Annotated in this window: 10 protein-coding genes and 3 pseudogenes; 10 read left to right on the forward strand and 3 right to left on the reverse strand. The window is 47.6% G+C overall.

Features of this window, described 5'->3' with window-relative positions:
- Nucleotides 1-20: 20 nt before the first annotated feature.
- The 5 genes from MRBLPE1_RS17185 (at nt 21) to MRBLPE1_RS17205 (ending at nt 6,960) form a co-directional block, all read left to right on the forward strand.
- On the forward strand, nt 21-1,790 hold the full coding sequence (locus MRBLPE1_RS17185; RefSeq protein ID WP_364147544.1) for a cache domain-containing sensor histidine kinase: 1,770 nt from the start codon (nt 21-23) through the stop codon (nt 1,788-1,790).
- An 18-nt stretch (nt 1,791-1,808) separates the two neighbouring features.
- On the forward strand, nt 1,809-3,098 hold the full coding sequence (locus MRBLPE1_RS17190; RefSeq protein ID WP_364147547.1) for an ABC transporter substrate-binding protein: 1,290 nt from the start codon (nt 1,809-1,811) through the stop codon (nt 3,096-3,098).
- 254 nt (nt 3,099-3,352) lie between these two features.
- Entirely contained in the window at nt 3,353-4,999 is a 1,647-nt protein-coding gene (locus MRBLPE1_RS17195; RefSeq protein ID WP_364147549.1) for an extracellular solute-binding protein, read from the forward strand.
- Nucleotides 5,000-5,166: 167 nt separating this feature from the next.
- Nucleotides 5,167-6,057 carry an ABC transporter permease gene (locus tag MRBLPE1_RS17200; RefSeq protein WP_364147552.1) on the forward strand — a complete coding sequence of 297 codons (891 nt, stop codon included), beginning with the start codon at nt 5,167-5,169 and terminating at the stop codon, nt 6,055-6,057.
- Between the two features lie 12 nt (nt 6,058-6,069).
- Nucleotides 6,070-6,960 (forward strand): carbohydrate ABC transporter permease, encoded by an 891-nt coding sequence (locus tag MRBLPE1_RS17205; RefSeq protein WP_364147555.1) that lies wholly within the window; start codon nt 6,070-6,072, stop codon nt 6,958-6,960.
- A gap of 253 nt (nt 6,961-7,213) precedes the next feature.
- On the opposite strand, the pseudogene MRBLPE1_RS17210 reads toward MRBLPE1_RS17205, so the two are convergent.
- Nucleotides 7,214-7,549 (reverse strand): annotated as a pseudogene (locus MRBLPE1_RS17210) (ABC transporter ATP-binding protein); the annotation flags it as partial.
- A gap of 206 nt (nt 7,550-7,755) precedes the next feature.
- Here MRBLPE1_RS17210 and MRBLPE1_RS17215 point away from each other — a divergent pair.
- A pseudogene (locus tag MRBLPE1_RS17215) lies at nt 7,756-8,289 on the forward strand (sulfatase/phosphatase domain-containing protein); the annotation flags it as partial.
- 250 nt (nt 8,290-8,539) lie between these two features.
- A complete protein-coding gene (locus tag MRBLPE1_RS17220) occupies nt 8,540-12,436 on the forward strand; it encodes a carbohydrate-binding protein (protein WP_364147557.1) in 3,897 nt (1,298 codons plus the stop codon).
- 457 nt (nt 12,437-12,893) lie between these two features.
- On the opposite strand, the pseudogene MRBLPE1_RS17225 reads toward MRBLPE1_RS17220, so the two are convergent.
- Nucleotides 12,894-13,419 (reverse strand): annotated as a pseudogene (locus MRBLPE1_RS17225) (IS110 family transposase); the annotation flags it as partial.
- A gap of 635 nt (nt 13,420-14,054) precedes the next feature.
- Nucleotides 14,055-14,816 (reverse strand): SDR family oxidoreductase, encoded by a 762-nt coding sequence (locus MRBLPE1_RS17230; RefSeq protein ID WP_364147559.1) that lies wholly within the window; start codon nt 14,814-14,816, stop codon nt 14,055-14,057.
- Between the two features lie 159 nt (nt 14,817-14,975).
- Between MRBLPE1_RS17230 and MRBLPE1_RS17235 the strand changes: the two genes are divergently transcribed.
- From MRBLPE1_RS17235 to MRBLPE1_RS17245, 3 genes are all read left to right on the forward strand, one after another.
- The gene (locus tag MRBLPE1_RS17235; RefSeq protein WP_364147562.1) at nt 14,976-15,896 is read left to right on the forward strand and encodes an AraC family transcriptional regulator; all 921 of its coding nucleotides are present in this window, start codon (nt 14,976-14,978) and stop codon (nt 15,894-15,896) included.
- Nucleotides 15,897-16,067: 171 nt separating this feature from the next.
- Entirely contained in the window at nt 16,068-16,394 is a 327-nt protein-coding gene (locus MRBLPE1_RS17240) for a DUF3892 domain-containing protein (RefSeq protein ID WP_364147565.1), read from the forward strand.
- A 606-nt stretch (nt 16,395-17,000) separates the two neighbouring features.
- Nucleotides 17,001-17,426 carry a hypothetical protein gene (locus MRBLPE1_RS17245; protein ID WP_364147568.1) on the forward strand — a complete coding sequence of 142 codons (426 nt, stop codon included), beginning with the start codon at nt 17,001-17,003 and terminating at the stop codon, nt 17,424-17,426.
- The last annotated feature ends 89 nt before the right edge of the window (nt 17,427-17,515 follow it).

Genomic DNA, 17,515 nt, shown 5'->3' on the forward strand with positions numbered 1-17,515 from the left:
CCTTGCAATGGAGACGATGTATGCGGAGAAAAATTACATTTATTAGTATCAAAGCGAAAATGTTGATTATATGCCTGACCGTCGTGATCGTGCCGATTTTCGTTATGACGGTCATTTCTTATGCTTCTTCCCAGCGGCTGCTGGAACAAAAATATACGGAGCTGCTGATGGACATCTCTAATCAGACGAACGTGAGCATCGACGCATATTTGAAAGAAGTAGAGAAAATATCGCTGGTGGCCAGCTTTGGTATGAACAGCAGTGTAAAAGCGACAGCCGAAGACAATTATCCTCTTCAGGAATATTTGCGCGACGATAACGAAGAAAATGAGAATACAGCTTATGGCATGCTGATGAACTATATCATGATGAAAGACCGGGAAATTTCTTTTTATATCTATAACCTAAACGGCGGACAAGATCTGTTCGTCGGTACCGATCTCCCTTACGATTACAGTTATAAGGCGAAGGAAGAAGAATGGTTCAAGTTTTTTCAGGCGTCGAACAGCAAGATGATGACGCTCGATACGCATGTCGACCAACAGACGAAAAGCAAGAAGCTGGCAATTGCTCACGCCAGGAAAATATTGGACATGGACAGCGGAACGTTGCTCGGCATCATGGTTGTGCGAATCGACCTCAGTATCATCGAAGTTGTGAACAGCAGACTTCAGCGAGCGCTGCGTTCGCGGTTCACGATTGTGGACGAGGCGGATAACATTATCTTCAATGCCAATACAGGTCTGATCGGAAAAAAGTTTTCCGAAACCATTCGACCGGATAAGCGCGACCATATCATCGTGGAAAGCCCATTTGACCGGCAACGATGGACGACCTATTTATATATGCCGATGAGCGAGCTGTCGGCGGAAGGGGATATTTTGCGGCAAAACATTTATCTCCTGGCGTTCCTGATGCTCCTATTTCTAGTTATTATTTCGATCTACTTATCAAGCGTCATTACGCGGCCGATCAAAAAGCTGATGACCAACATTCTGCATGTGGAAAAAGGGCAATTCGAGCAGGTTGAAGACATCCATTCACGAGACGAAATCGGATTGTTATCGACAAGGTTCAATCGGATGTCCCGAGAGCTGAAAGGGCTTGTCTCTCAAATCCAGCAGGAAGAAATGAAGAAAGCTGCCGCTGAAATTCGCGCGCTGCAATCCCAGATCAACCCGCATTTCCTTTACAATACGCTGGGATCGGTGAAGTGGATCGCCTCCATGCAGCAAGCGGACACCATTGTGGTCATGACCGAAGCGCTAATTGCCATGTTGCGTTATGCCGCCCGCGGAGAGGGCGCGATGGTGTCCGTACGCGAAGAACTCGATAATTTGCGAAACTATATGACCATTCAAAAGGTTCGTTACTATAACCGGATTCGCATGGATGTCTTTGCAGACGATACGCTGATCGAAAAGCGCATGCCAAAGCTAATTCTCCAGCCGATTGTCGAAAACGCGATTTTTCACGGACTTGCGGAAAAGGAAGAAGACGGCATTGTCACGATTCGCATTGCACGGGGTGAAAATGGGTTTATCATTGACGTCCATGACAACGGAGAAGGCATGGACGAAGAAACGCTTCGGCTCGTAAAGGCCTCTCTCGCGGGAGAGGCGGACAATGGAGAGAGTATCGGCCTGCACAACGTGCAGCGCCGCATACAGCTTCATTACGGAAATAAGTACGGAATTGAGTGCAATAGCGCTCAAGGAGCCGGCACGACGTTTCGCATTTGTTTGCCTGAGGAGGAGAATTCGCAGGAAATGAAGCATCTCGGTGCATAAATAAAGGGGGAGGGCTCGGTGGCGGGAGGAGCAAGGTTTTTGTGGTGGATAGTCGTGGCCGCTGCCGTTCTGTTGGCTGACTGTGCCGCGGACGATTCGGCAGAACGGCCCGATACGGCATTGTCGTCAACATTTGTTGTACTGCGATATACAAGCTTCATGCTGGATTCGTCGGAGACAGCAAGCCATTATTTTGACGCTATCGCCAAATTCGAAGAGATGAATCCGGATATACGCATCGAGGTGGACCATATTCAGAACATCAATTATACGGCGGGATTAAAGATGAGATTGCTCGGGGGCGAGCAAATGGACGTGTTCGACGTTTGGTCGCCCAGTCTGTTCGAGGAAATCCGGCGGCTGGATGATCATGTCTACTTAGACTTGAGCAAAGAGGATTTCTTAAACGATTTTCTTCCGGCATCTTTGGAGCCGGTCACGAAAGTCGGCCATGTATACGGCGTTCCCGGCTTGATGCATACGGACGGCTTTCTCTATAACAAGACGATGTTCCAGAAGCTTGGACTTTCCATCCCTCGAACGTGGGCCGAATTTATTCGATTGTGCGAGAAGCTGAAAGATCAAGGAATTATTCCGATCGCGCTTAATTCCGAATGGTGGGTGCCGCAATTTTTGTTTGGCTCGCTCATGTCTAATGCCGGGGCGGACGAAACCTGGACGGCTATGCTGGAACAGGGCAAGGTGAGAGCGGATCATCCGATGATTATCGAAGCTATGTCGATGACAAAGGAAATAATCGATCGAGGCTTCGTGCCGGAGGGCTGGGAGCAGTTGAAGTATGAACAGTCAAGAGATCTGATTGGCAATGGCAGAGCTGCCATGATTGTTACCGGCACCTGGGATCTGTCGGAGCTGAACGCCAACAATTCCGGACAGGAAATCGACTTTATGATGGTGCCCGGAGTAGAGCGCACCGTACCAAACCTGAATATTGGCTCCTACAAAGTCATTAGCGCGAACAGTGCGCATCCTGAAGAAGCGAAACGATTCCTGGCCTATATGAACGGACAAGAAATGCAAGAAAAGCTGGCGAATCAAGTCATGGCTGTTCCCTCCGTCAGCGGTGCCTTGCTCCATGATCCCATTGTCCGCCGCATCTTCGAATTAGTTACCGGCGAGGAAGCGATGATTTATTGGCCGCATATCGTGTCGACGGAGTCACTTCAGCTGGAAATAATCGACGCTCTGAATGAGTACCTGAGAGGAGCCGATCTGGTCCGCGAATTGGCGAAAATACAGCTTGCGATTGACCGAGCCGGGAATCGTGAAGCTCAACCGAAAACGTAATCAGCTTTCCTGTTCGACTGTAATCCTTCCCGCCCGGGAAGGGTTATTTGTCGTGTGTAAATGAAGGATGCTCATTTTCTTGCACTTTTTTTTGATGCACAGGCATTATTTTTACTTTTGGGCAGTCATCGCGGCAGTCTGGTTTCGACGTGTCAAGAAAGGAGCAGGAACTTGTCAATTAAGTTGATAGCTCCAACTCTCATTTTTTTTTACAATAAACTCGTATCAACCAATGGATAAATAGGGGGGATAGTATGAGTAAAAAGTTATTGTCTATCGTGATGGTGCTGACGCTCGTCTTGCTGGCGGCATGCAGCGGAAATACTGGGAATACGGAAAATGATCCGAAGTCGGCGCCAGAACCTGAGCAGTCGGTGAATGCAGAAGGCGAGGTCGATTACGCGTTCGGAGCCTATGCCGAGCCGGTCACCATCCACACGGTAAGAGCTGAATATTCTTCGGCGCAGTTCCCGGAAGGGGACAATATGACCAGTAACGTATGGACTCGCGCTTACAAGGAACGGTTTAATATTGATGTCGTGACAGATTGGGTAACCGACGAATACGATACGAAGCTTAATCTTGCTATTTCGTCTAATCAATTGCCCGACGTGTTCCATGTCAACGCAACGCAGCTGCAGCAGTTGATCGAAGCGGACATGATTATGGATTTGACGGAAGTGCTCGACGCTTATGGTTCCGACCGGTTGAAAGGCTATATGGAGGCCGACAGTGCCAGTTATGAGTCGGGCAAGAAAGATGGCAAGCTGTACGGCATTCCGCAAATGCACTGGGGGTTCATCGACCAGCCCGACTATATCTGGATTCGAAACGATTGGAAAGAAGAGCTGGGCCTTTCGGATCCGAAAACGATGGACGATATCAAGAACATTGCCCTGAAGTTCAAGGAGGCGTATGGCGGCTACGGCATTGCGGTCGATCAGACGCTGGACTACTTGAATCTACTCGCAATCGGCTGGGGAGCTCATCCGGACATGTGGATTCCGGGCAATGACGGCAAACTGGTGTACGGCTCGGTGCAGCCGGAAATGAAAGATGCGCTCGAGGCATGGGCCGAATGGTTCAAGCTGGGCATTATTGATCCGGAATTTCCGATTAAAGATTTCAGCGCCATGAACTCCGGGATTGTATCCGGCAAGTCCGGCATGCAGCCGTATTATCAATGGTGGGGTTATAACCCAGGCGTCGATACCGTAACTAATCAGGGCAAAGACGCGGTGTTCTATCCTTATCTGATTCCGACTGTCGATGGCCAAGTGGCGACGCAATCCGTCTTCTTCGCGAACGGCTCTTACACGGTAGTGAACAAAAAATCGAAACACCCGGAAGCAGCCATTAAGCTTCTTAACTTCTATGCTTACATCCTCGACGAAGGAACCGAAAAGGAAACGCCTGAGACGCTGTCCGCCATGTTGGACAAAGACATCGCGCATGTCACAGGCGCCTTCAAGATCATTAATCCGATGACGGATTATGAACAGTTCGAACGAGTGAGCGAAGCTCTGAAATCGAAAGATACGAGTCAATTTACGACAAGCGGCATGTGGCAAAAATACAATAACAGCGTTGAATTTATGACGAATGCGACACCTGCGGCTACCGGCGACTATCTGCAGCAAGGTTCACAGAAGCCTGCTTACGGCCTTGCCAAGTCCATTCTCGACAATGACCAGTATATAAAGACCGCGATGTGGGGTGCGCCGCCGAAAGAGCTTGCCAAATACGGCTCCACACTGGATGATATTCTGACTGAAGGCTTCACGAAGATCATTATGGGCTCGGAAAGCATCGATTATTTCGATACGCTCGTCAAAAATTGGCATGCAGCCGGCGGTGAGGAAGCGACCGCAGCCGTCAACGCTATGTATGGCCAGCAGTAAGCAATCCGAACAAGCGTATACGGCTGACGCCGTCCTTGGTGGCAAAAGCAAAGTTTCGTGGTGAAATATAGGCTTAAGTATAAGTATGAAACTTTTACCTTCCTATATTTTGAAAACGGGGAGGCGGGGATGCGCTCGCCTCCTTTACGTGAACGGAGGAGCGGGACATGTTAACAAAATTAAAACAGCAACGAGCATTCCACCTTATGCTCATTCCGAGCGTTATTATCGTTTTTATTTACAGTTACCTTCCGCTATATGGAATGATTATAGCGTTTCAGGACTATAATCCTGGTCTCGGCTTTAAATCGCATTGGGTCGGAATGGATAACTTCGAACACGTTTTCAGACAGCCTAATTTTGTGCGAACGATCTGGAACACGATGTATATGTCGGTCTTCAAGCTGATCGGAGGCATCGTCGTACCGGTCATTTTCGCTTTATTGCTGAACGAAGTCGCGCGTGCAGCGCTGAAGAGATCGATTCAGACGCTGGTCTATGTTCCGAATTTCCTATCGTGGGTCATTATGGCGGGTATTATGATCGATATTTTGGGATCGGACGGCATCGTCAATTCTTTGTTCGTCTTTTTGGGAGCGGAGCCTATTTCATTTCTGGGAAGTCCCTCCATGTTTCCTTGGACTATGATCGTGACGGACATTTGGAAAGGCTTTGGTTTCGGCACTGTCATCTACCTGGCGGCCTTGACGAGCATTGACCCGGGACTGTATGAAGCGGCGTTGATTGATGGCGCAAAACGATGGAAGCAGACGCTCTATATTACGCTGCCGCTGCTTATGCCTACGATTATATTGATGACGGTCCTATCGCTCGGCAATATTTTGAATGCAGGCTTCGACCAAATCTTCAACTTATATTCGCCCGTCGTCTATGAGACAGGCGATATCATCGATACTTATGTGTATCGGCTAGGCATTCAACAGGCGCAATATTCGGTAGGCGCTGCCGTCGGATTTTTCAAGTCGATCGTTTCCTGCATTTTAGTTGTCTTATCCTATATACTAGCTTATCGCGTCGCAGGATACCGTATCTTCTAAGGAGGGATGATCGTGGTTCAAGATAACAGCCTGGGGCGGAAGATGTTTCATATCGTTAACTACACGGTGTTGATTTTGGTTTCGCTGATCTGCGTGCTGCCGTTCGTTAACCTGTTGGCCGTCTCGTTCAGCAGCAGCGCCTCGGTATCGGCGGGCGAAGTCATGTTTTGGCCCGTCGACTTCAATACGAAAGCCTATGAGTACGCGCTTAAAGGCGATGAATTTTTTCGGTCAATGTGGGTTTCGCTCCAACGTGTCGTATTAGGTACGCTGGTTAACCTTATTTTGATGGTGCTCGCGGCATATCCGCTTTCGAAGACGAAGGAGAAAGTGTTGGGCCGCGGTATTTACATGGGCTTTTTTGTTTTCACCATGCTGTTCAATGGGGGATTGATTCCTACCTATTTGATCGTGGTTCAGACCGGGTTGATCGACTCCATCTGGTCTTTGATTTTGCCCGGAGCGATCCCCGTCTTCAGCATGATTATACTGATGAACTTCCTCAGAGGGCTGCCGGAAGAAATTGAAGAATCGGCAACAATTGACGGGGCGGGGCCCATTCAAATATTGGTCCAAATCTTGCTGCCGCTTCTGAAGCCGGCGCTGGCCACAGTCGGTCTGTTTAGCATCGTCGGCCATTGGAATTCTTGGTTTGACGGTATTATTTATATGAACGATACGGCGAATTATCCGTTGCAAAGCTATTTGCAGACGCTGCTTCTCAACTTTGAACAAATTATGTTGAGAGCAAGTACCGACTATACTCAGCTGCTGGCGATGATGAACGTACGCACCGGTCGCGCCGCCCAAATGTTTCTCGGGGCGATACCGATTTTGGCGATCTATCCTTTTCTGCAAAAATATTTTACGACTGGCCTCGTTCTTGGCAGCGTCAAAGGCTAAACTTGTACGTTACATGCGTTATGCGTTCATTAAGCCGGTCGCCTAGTAGTAAAGACATGTGAATGGCGCTCTGTTCGCCACTTTCGGCACGGACAAGGAAGGTATAGTTTCAAATTGAGCTGATTGTTTATCCGAAATTACGGCACAGAAATGGTTCAAGCCCAGCTGTTATTACAAGAATATTCGATTGATCTCATGCTTTGCGATTCCGCCTCATGCAACAGTGCAGCTACCTTGTATATTAATTCTTCGGCTACACTAGCTTCTGCTCGGAAACTGGTGCTGAAACTTCCTTCTGCGGGAACTGAAGCTCGTAGAGTTGCTTGTATCTGCCTTGCCCTGCAAGCAGCTCGTCATGCGTGCCGGATTCGAGGATGACGCCGTTATCTAGCACATAGATGGTGTCGGCTTGCTGGATCATCGACAGCCGGTGCGCGATTACGAGGCAGGTACGGCCTTCGAGCAGATGAGTGAGCGCGTCTTGAATCGACTTCTCCGATTCGGTGTCGAGCGAGGACGTTGCCTCATCCAGTATTATGATGGCTGGATTTTTCAAAATCGCGCGAGCGATCGAGATGCGCTGCTTTTCGAATTGTCAAACCGTCAGACTCCAAAAAATAAGTTTTAGACTGAGCCTAGAAATTGAAACAGCGACAGCCAAGGACGAGAAAATAAAGTCCTAGACTGTCGCTGTTTTATTTAACTAACGTTTCCCGTTAATTTAAGTACAATATTTCACAAACTATAACTATTTTTATTCAAACGAGTACATAAGAATGTCGTCACGGTTGGTACAAGCTCATTTACGAGGAAGCTCTGCGGGTTCCGTTCCTCATTCGTCAGCCAGCCCAGATCCCGCAGGGCGCAGTGACCGATGTGTGTCTGAACACTTGCGATATCATGCCCACTCTACTGTCCATACTCGAACTCCCCGTTCCGGATGAGGTCGTGGGAATAGATCTCAGTCCGTTCGCGCTCGGAGGGGATGGGCAGGAGCCAGAGGCGGCATTCCTGCAAGGAAGCGGCGCCACCGCGGATTGGTCAGACGGCCACGAGTGGAGAGCCATGAGAGACAAGCGATACACCTACGCGATTTATCGGACCGACCGGAAAGAGTTGCTGTTCGATCATCAGGCGGATCCGTACCAAATGAATAATTTAGCTGAAGATCCTCAATACAGCGCTATTCTGGACCGTTTCCGCGAGATGCTCGAACGAAAAATGGAGCAGATCGGAGTTAAGTTCGAAAGCTGCACCTGGTACCGGGATCATTGGACGGAAGACCGCCGATTCGTAAGAACGGCGACGCTAGATATGCCAATGAGATAAATGGACACCGATTGCAGGTTATTCACATGTTCATGATGGAAATATGAAAGCAAAGCAGCCCTTCCTCGGAAGGGCTGCTCAGTAAGACAGTCGCGGAAATCGCGGGCTTATTTTATATTAAATAAAGTATATAAATATATATTAATATTATTTATAATTTAAAGCGCTTACATATTTTGTGGTTGAGAAAGGAGCAGCCGGGTTGTTGTCATTTATATCATGTCGATCTAATAAAAGGAGATGACTTATGATGAAGAAATGGTTAGGTCTTTTGTTTGTTGCCGCTTTGGCGCTGACCTTTCCGGCTGGAGGCTTCGCTTATACGAATCCTATCCAGATGCCGGAATCCTGGCATTGGGACAAGGGGGACTTCTATGGGGAGGGTGACCCGTACATTCTGAAATTCAATGGTATTTATTATCTTTATACGAGTACGGTGGACGATAAAGCCGGCGTGAAGGCCTGGTCCTCCGCGGATTTGGTTCATTGGGAATACCGCGGTCTGGTGACAACGGAGCTGGTAACAAAAGCAGCATACGCTCCGGAAGTCATCTATTGGAATGGGCAATTTTATATGTACACCTCACCTGCCGGTCGAGGCCATTATGTATTAAAAAGCGATAGCCCGCTTGGCCCGTTCACCGTCCAGACGGAAAACAAAGGCATGGGGATCGATGGCCACGTATTCATCGACGATGACGGGAAATGGTACTTCTATAGTACGGGTGCGGGCCGTATCAACGTGCGTCCGATGTCCGACCCTTATACGTTCGGAGCCTTGGCCGATACGGGGGCGGAAATGAAGGGTTGGACGGAAGGACCTACGGTAGTGAAGCGTAATGGAAAATACTATATGACCTACACAGGAAACCATATCTGGAGCAAAGCCTACAGAGTGAATTATAGCAGCAGCATAAGTCCTATGACTGGCTTTACGCCGGCCTCCTCACAAAATCCGATCCTAATCAATACGGAAGGAAACCATGTCGGACTCGGGCATAACAGCATTGTGCGCGGTCCCGATCTTGATTCCGATTATATGGTCTATCATAACCATGCCAGTCCGGGACGGAATATGAACCTCGACCGGATCGTATGGAACGGTGATAAAATGATTGTTCTCGGTCCTACGACATCGACACAGACGGACCCGGAGATGCCGGATTTCAGCGACCGTTTTCAAAGGGCGGCTCTAGGCAAGGAGTGGAAGGCTGTTAACGGCGGCAACTGGGGGATTCGAAATGAAGAGTCCTTATACCAGGATAGATTGGGAGATCCGCTGCGTCCATATCTGATTACATCGAAGGAAGAAACGGAAAATCAATATACGGCTGAATTTCACATGAAGCAAGTCGAACAAGGAAAGAGCGCTAACCCGCTGATTGGCGCCGTGTTCTCCTATAAGGATAAAGATAATTATGGCGTTGCGGTATTAAGCCGCAATCATGGCACGTTGGAGACGTTCTTCCGTGTTAATGGAAGGGATATAGGCTGGGAAGCTTCTCCGCTGCCGGAGGACTATGATTTTACGAAGTGGCATGAGATCCGGGTGGAAAAGGGCGGGTCCGACTACCGAATCTATGTAGATGGTATGCTGAAGCAGACTCGAACGATTGATCGACTCGGCAGCGGTAAGGTTGGCTATACGACAACCGATGCACGGGCGGACTTTGGCTATGTCGCCTTTAGCAATGAGGTTGACGGCAGCAGCGCCAACCAAGCATCCAAGCCGATCCCCGGGGAGATCCAGGCTGTTCACTACAATACTGACGGAAAAGATTCGGATGATCGAAGTAATGAGTCGGATAAGAAAAATAAACAGGATCAGCATCGCAGCAAGGATATCATTCCAAATCCAGAGGGCGGTTATTACGTGAAATTAGTTGGAGCCGGTGATTCGCTGCGCTATAACATAACTGTTACGGAGGCCGGCACTTACGATCTTGTTATCAGGTATTCGACGGCTGCCGGCAATGCACGGTTAAAGCTTGCGCTTGACGATTCTGATTTAATGGAAAACATGCAAGTGCCGTCAACAGGAGGTGTCGACCAATGGGGCAATCTCCATATTAAAGGACTTCAGCTTCCGAAGGGACAGCACATACTCAAATTAAAGGCGGATAGAGGTGAATTTAATTTCTCTGCACTGAAGTTTCAACGATCCGCTGATACGAAAACTATTTCCGATGACTTCAATGATGGTAACGATACAGGGTGGAAAAAATTCGATCAGAGTTGGAGGATCAAAACGGATGAGCCTAGCAGCTTTGACGCCTACAAACCGATCCCGGGTATTGTCGAAGCGCCGTATTATAATACCGGCGGGGAAGGCGTTGCCTACCATGATGCAACAGCGGAAAATATCGGCGGGGCACTTCGCGGGGATGCCGTCGATATTCGTACAAACTCCTTCAATGGAATCAATGTCGGTTGGAATCAGACAGGTGAATGGTTGAAATATAACGTCGATGTCAAAGAAGCAGGCTTTTACAATTTCGAGCTTTCCGCAGCTACGACATTCACAGGAACTCAGGCTCGGCTATGGTTGGATGAAGAGACAGACCTGACCGGTATTATCGATATACCGACATCAGGGAATTGGAACGTCTGGCAAACCGCATCGTCGCAGCGCTTTTTCCTGCCCGAAGGCAAACACACGCTCAAGCTGGAAACGGTAAAGGGAGAATTTGATTTTGCGCGATTGAAGTTCACGTCATTCGATATCTATAAGCCGCTGCCCGGTATAATCGAGGCTGTGCATTACAACACTGGGGGTGCGGAGGCCGGGTATCATGACAATACGCAGGAGAATATTGGAGGCAAGTATCGTGCGGATGCCGTTGATATTCGCGTCAATCCGGAGGGTGGCTGGCATGTCGGATGGAACCAGACCGGCGAATGGTTGAAATATAACGTAGATGTTGCTGCAACGGGTACCTATAAGGTGGACGCCCGGATTGCGACGGCGCTTGATGGCGGTAAAATCCGATTATGGCTTGATGACATGACCGACTTGACGGACATCGTCGAGATTCCGAATACCGGCGGATGGGACACTTGGAATGTTGTCCGGCTAGGCGACATCGTACTTCCGCAAGGCAAGCATACGATCAAGGTTGAGATCGTGGAAGGCGAATATGATTTCTCGAAGCTTACCTTCTTTGCGTTTGATAAGCCCAAGTCCGTTCCGGGAACCGTGTATGCTGCGGAGTATAAGACAGGGGGAGAAGGAGACGGCTATCATGACCTCACTCCAGAGAATATCGGTAGTGAGTACCGCGATGATGCTGTCGATATTCGAACGCATCCCGAGGGCGGATTCACGACGGGTTGGAATCAGAGCGGGGAATGGTTGAAGTATAACGTTCATATAGACGAAGCCGGCACATATAAGCTTGATCTAAAGGTAGCGACCGCTCTGGAGGGTGGTAAAGCGCGACTATGGCTTAACGATTCAATAGATCTCACCGGAATAATGGAGGTTCCGAATACCGGCGGTTTCGATGCGTGGTCTACCTTGACTAAAGAGGGAATAACCCTTCCCGAAGGCGATCACACCATTAAAGTTGACATTGTAGAAGGGGAATTCGATTTCTACAGCTTCAGATTCCATAACGATCCGGCCGTTCTCAAGCAAGGCATGTATAAATCCGAAGCGGGAGGATTTGCGAAATCCGTCATTGGTGACGGAGGATGGTCGGACTATACGATTGAGGCGGACATCAAACTAGCCAGCGGTACTTCGGGTCCAGCGAATAGCGGCATCTTAATGCGCGTAAATAATCCTGCGACCGGGAATGATTGGGGTCAAAACAACGGGAACTTCTTGCAAGGCTACTCAGCGTATTTAACTGCGGACGGTGTTCACTTAGCCAAGTTTAATTATAACTTTGAGTACTTGACCGGAACCGCCCTGAGCGATACCGTCGACACCTGGCAGCATATGAAGGTCGTGGTTAGCGGTGCAAATATCAAGATTTATGTCGGTGACATGAATCAGCCGTTGATAGACTATACCGATCGGAGCAGCACGGCGTATACGCACGGCAAGGTGGGGGTTAGAAGCTTCTTTGCGGAAAGTCTTATCGATAACTTTACGGTAAAACCTAACAGCGTGGTTATGAAAGAACATGAGGACCAATTTTGAAGCCGGTGAATATTTGGTTTAGTTAGTATTTAAATGTAAGAACGGCCTGCTTTCCTTTGAGCGGGTGCCTAAGCTTCCGATTGAGATCTATAGTCAATTGAATGCCGGGACGATTCCGATGCTGCAAGAGGAAAAGGCGCATATCCTCAGATGAAAAAATCCAATCTTTCGATATGCAATAGACTCGCCTCACAGGCGAGTCTTTTTATGTGATGATCTTGCTCGATAGGCTTATGCTTGACAAACAAATCACAGGCGAATGCTTAATATCGGATCTCATGCTCATCAACTCTTATGATTTTATTGTGGTAGTAAACAAATACGACACGCGGTACGAGCTTCAGCGCGTCGGCGTCTTCATAGATTCCAAGACTCAAAATGATAACTTTGTCGCCTGGTGCCGAAGAAATCAGAGTTCCTACTTGGACTGAAGTTAGTCGCATGGTAGTTAATAGCAGCGGTGGATTTGGTTTTTGGCACTAACAAGCCGCTTCACGACGAAGTCACGATTAGAGTGAAGCACACGTAGATCCTCGAAGGCTTCGGGGTCGTGCGAGTTTCTGAGTAGTAACCGTTCTTGACCATGTCGGCGATAACGAGTGCATCCTTTCTGTCACTCTTTGAAGGCGTATTGTCGCGATTTTCTTTGTTCTTTTTGACGAGATGAGGATTGACTAAAACGACTTCAAAATGGTGTTCTGTGAGCCACCGAGAGACGTTAAGCCAGTAATGCCCGGATGGTTCCATCCCGACGACGGCTGTGCTTAAATGATGGGTGGTTTGCAGCTTTTGAATCCATAGCAAAAGATTATGAAAGCCCTCCTCGTCATTAGAAAAGGATAAGTAGTCTCCGATGATGATGCCACGAAATTTACAGCGCGCGCAACATGCATCTGCTGGGCGATGTCGATCCCGACAACTAAATGCTGAGAAGTAATTTTTTCAATGAGTTGATTTTGTTTCACTTGCGATTTAAACTTCATAGTAGAGCGTCCTCCTGGATGATGGGATTTCTAGGGCTATGACCCGTTGCGTACTCCCATCGTACCGAGGCGCTTCTTTTTTTGCAAAGCTGATAATTAACGCTCTACAGGAATGTTAACGGGGAACGATAGTTCAATAAAAACACGGAAGCAGCCGACCACAATGATCGGCTGCTTCATTACGCTAACGGGCAATTATCCTCAATACAGAAAGTGTGATAAATGTTAATATTGGGAATATAAAGGGGTTGTAAATATGTTTAAGTTAATATTAGGAGTGGGAGTTTATTTTTTGCAATTTTGCTTATGAGTTATTACTCTGTAGGGATTGGCTTTATAAAGTCTATACAGATGGCATTTATTATCACAATAATACATATTTTAATTCTTTTTATAGATAGGCTCTACAAGAGGGAAACTAATAATGGTGGAGAACGATAATTGAGCAAATTCACGGGAAAGTCTACGGCAACTACTCCCTTTTCATTAAGCTATCGGGTACGTTAGTTCAAAATCAAAAGGTGCAGTTTGCCGTCCGGCAGCTGCTCCATTTTTATTAAGGATAGTTGAATGAAGACAAGAAAGCAGCCGAACTGCTGAATGATCGGCTGCTTTCTCATACCCATACTGTTACCTTAAACCTGTGCAGTGGGACGGATCACAATCTCGTTCACATCAATATCGGCCGGCTGCTCGATTGCGAACGCAATAGCTCGAGCAACAGCATCCGGCGGCATCGCCAATTCGTCCCGAATAGCGGCTAGCCGATCCCTCACTTCCTTATTTGTTACACTTTCCGTGAAATTTGTTCGCACAATACCAGGCGAAATGACCGTTACGCGCAGTTGGTCGCCTGCCTCTTGTCGCAGCCCCTCGGAGATTGCGCGAACAGCGAACTTCGTACCAGAATAGACTGACTGGTTCGGTACCGTTTTATGTCCTGCGGTAGAAGAGGTGTTCACGAAATGTCCAAATCCCTGCTTGCGAAAGACGGGTAGCGCTGCAGCGATACCGTACAGTACGCCCTTCAAGTTGATGTCGATCATCGCCTCCCAGTCTTCGATACGTAATTCATCAAGGGGTGAAATCGGCATAACGCCGGCATTGTTAATGAACACGTCAAGCTTGCCGTACCTTTCGGCAGCTAACGTGACAAGACTGGACAAGTCTTCACGCTGTTGTACATCTGTTCTTGCATAAATGGCTTCACCACACCGATTTACGATGCGCTCCGCCAGTGCCTCAAGACGATCAACTCCGCGCGCTCCAAGCACGATCTTTGCTCCACGCTCGGCAAGCAGGAGTGCGGCTGCTTCGCCAATTCCGCTGCTTGCACCCGTAATGATGATGACTTTGTCTTTGATTCCAGACACGGTCACGTTCTTTTCAAAACTCATATCTGATTCCTTCTTCCATCCAAATTGTCCTTACACTTTGAAGTATAAGAACAATCAATTAATCCCAGGTAGACAAATCTTACGCGTTCTTTGCCTAATCCTGTTCGCCTAGTTACAATAAACTCATGAGAATACACGAAAAAGGATTGGTGATGAAACATGAACCAACTCTTCCCCACGCTGGCCATTTCGACCTATCAACAAGAGTTGGCTCGGCTGATTCAACGCCATACGCCTAGCGATGGCACGTACACTACAGAAATTCCCGAGCTTTGTTTTCGGCGTGCATCCCATGAATCGGAGCCGATGCATACCGTCAATATGCCTTCTCTTTACGTGATCGCCCAAGGTTCCAAAACTGCCACTTTGGTCGGAGAAAGTTACCGGTACGATTCGGCAACCTATATGGTTACTTCCGTTCATTTGCCGGTTATCGGGAGAATTACACATGCCTCGCCGCAGATTCCGTACTTAAGCTTACAATTAACTCTCTGTCCAGATGTCATTCTGGATGTGAACAAGAAATCTAGCCCGGAGGAAAAGGGAGAGACAGGACGGGGTGTTGTGGTCAATTCGTCCACTCCATCCTTGTTAGATGCGATTCTGCGTCTTGTCAATCTATTGGACACACCTGCGGATATTGAGATATTGGCTCCTCTCACCATCCGAGAAATATTTTATAGGGTGATGCAGGGTGAGAAAGGGGCTTTGATCAGGCAGTTTGCCGTGATCGGAAGCTATGCACAAGGCATTTCAAATGCAATACATCTGATCAACCATGATTTTTCTAAGCAGCTCGTCATTGAAGCGTTAGCGAAGGAAGTGAGGATGAGCCCGACATCCTTGCACAAGCATTTCAAAAGAGTAACAGGAATGAGCCCGATTCAGTATCAAAAGATCATTCGATTGCAAACCGCACGCCGATTGATGCTTACAGCAGGTTTGGATGCTGCAACTGCAGGATTTCGCGTTGGTTACGAAAGCCCTTCCCAGTTCAGCCGGGAATACGCTCGCTTATTCGGACGTCCGCCGATGACAGATATCAATCGCCTTCGGAATTCTTTATTTGAACATCAATGAATTCTTTTTTCTATTACATAGAACGTTGAATGCACAATGGGAGTAGGCCACCACGCAGCTTGCTCCCTTTCAGCATTGAAGTAACGGGAAGGGTACTGCGGTATTTGTACAACCAGAACGTGTATGCGCATCCAGCTGACAGGGGATCATACAGCGTGGAGGTGTGTATATATGCCAAACATCAATTCCAATAACAATTCAAACTTTGAGGGAATTTACAACCAATACCGCCAAGAGGGGCAGCAAGTAGCTGCTCAAGAAATTAAAGCGGAACCCGGTAAAGAACAAATTGTAGCCGTTCGAAAGAATGAGGACGGGGACATCATTGCTTTTAAGACGGCATCCGGTAGAGAACTCGATTATGTAACTGCTTTAGACGATGCAAAAAGTGGAAAATTGGCACATGTAGATGTGTTCCACAAATATGGACGCGATATCATTCGCAGTGAACCGGACGGGGTTGACGGGAACAATTTAGATAACCTTCCCACTTTTTGATTTTAATTTATTGGAAAATAAGAAATCCCGTCGAGTAACCGGCGGGATTCGTTTTAAAGTATATCCTCAGGTGAATTTCTCTAGCAACGATGCGAGCTTAGTCAACGTTGATGCAGACGGCTTGAATTATTTTTTCACTATTAGAGTCGACGGCGACCTCAATGACGTTCGGCGCATCGCCCAGATTTGAAACATAACGGACAGTCTACGTCCCGTCTTCTTGACTGACGTTTTTTTTTGATCATAAATCACGTCTTTCAGTCGATCGTATTCCTCCTTGCTGGATTTTGACCTCTCATCACTCCAAAGAAGGTAGTATTCTCCGTCGACAATTGTGAAGATCCTTTCGCCCGATTGGCTCTGGATCCATTTTCATGCTTTAAAGCGATTTCCTCCGCGCGCTTGGCCGAGATGATTCTACGACCGGGCCCTTGGTGAGAAGTCATTAAACTCCCTTAGTACGATATGTTTTTCTCGCGAATGCTCGCTTATTCGCAGGATCTCGCCCGGTTGGTAAGGGCTGAAAGACAAGAAGGGGAATACCCCGTTAGACTTCGGCAATTACATTACTGGTAAGTAATTTAGAGAAGGCTGATGTTTATCCCGATGAATATGAAAAAAATTAATTTAGGATCATGGAAAACCAATTTCAATTTGGATTATACGGATATCTCAACAACGCATCAGATAGATCAGGGCATATCATTATATAACTACGAAGCAACACTATCATCCATTTCCATTTCGCCCGTTTCCGTAACATTAAAAGTAGACAGTACGCATACCAAAGAGATTTCTGAGGCGTCCAGCCGCTCCTCGCGGGAAATAGGGCTAAACGAGTATGAGGACAGTTATCCGATCACCATAAATTACAAAGATGGAACATCGGAGACAACGGCCGTTTTTAAGGGGATCACCTCAGGAGATCTTATAACTAATACCATTACGATCGTGAAACTATTTACCCCAATTATAAATGATAAAGAAATAAAATCTGTCGAATTTTTTGATACTGTCGTTCCGATCGACTAATTCAATGATTGTTTGAAAATTCGCCCCTATAGCGTAGGCGGGTAAAGAACGAGAGAACATAATGAACCTCATGTCATTGCGCTAACCGG

The sequence above is a fragment of the Paenibacillus sp. LPE1-1-1.1 genome, assembly GCF_040676435.1.
In the GTDB taxonomy this organism is placed as follows: Bacteria; Bacillota; Bacilli; order Paenibacillales; family Paenibacillaceae; genus Pristimantibacillus.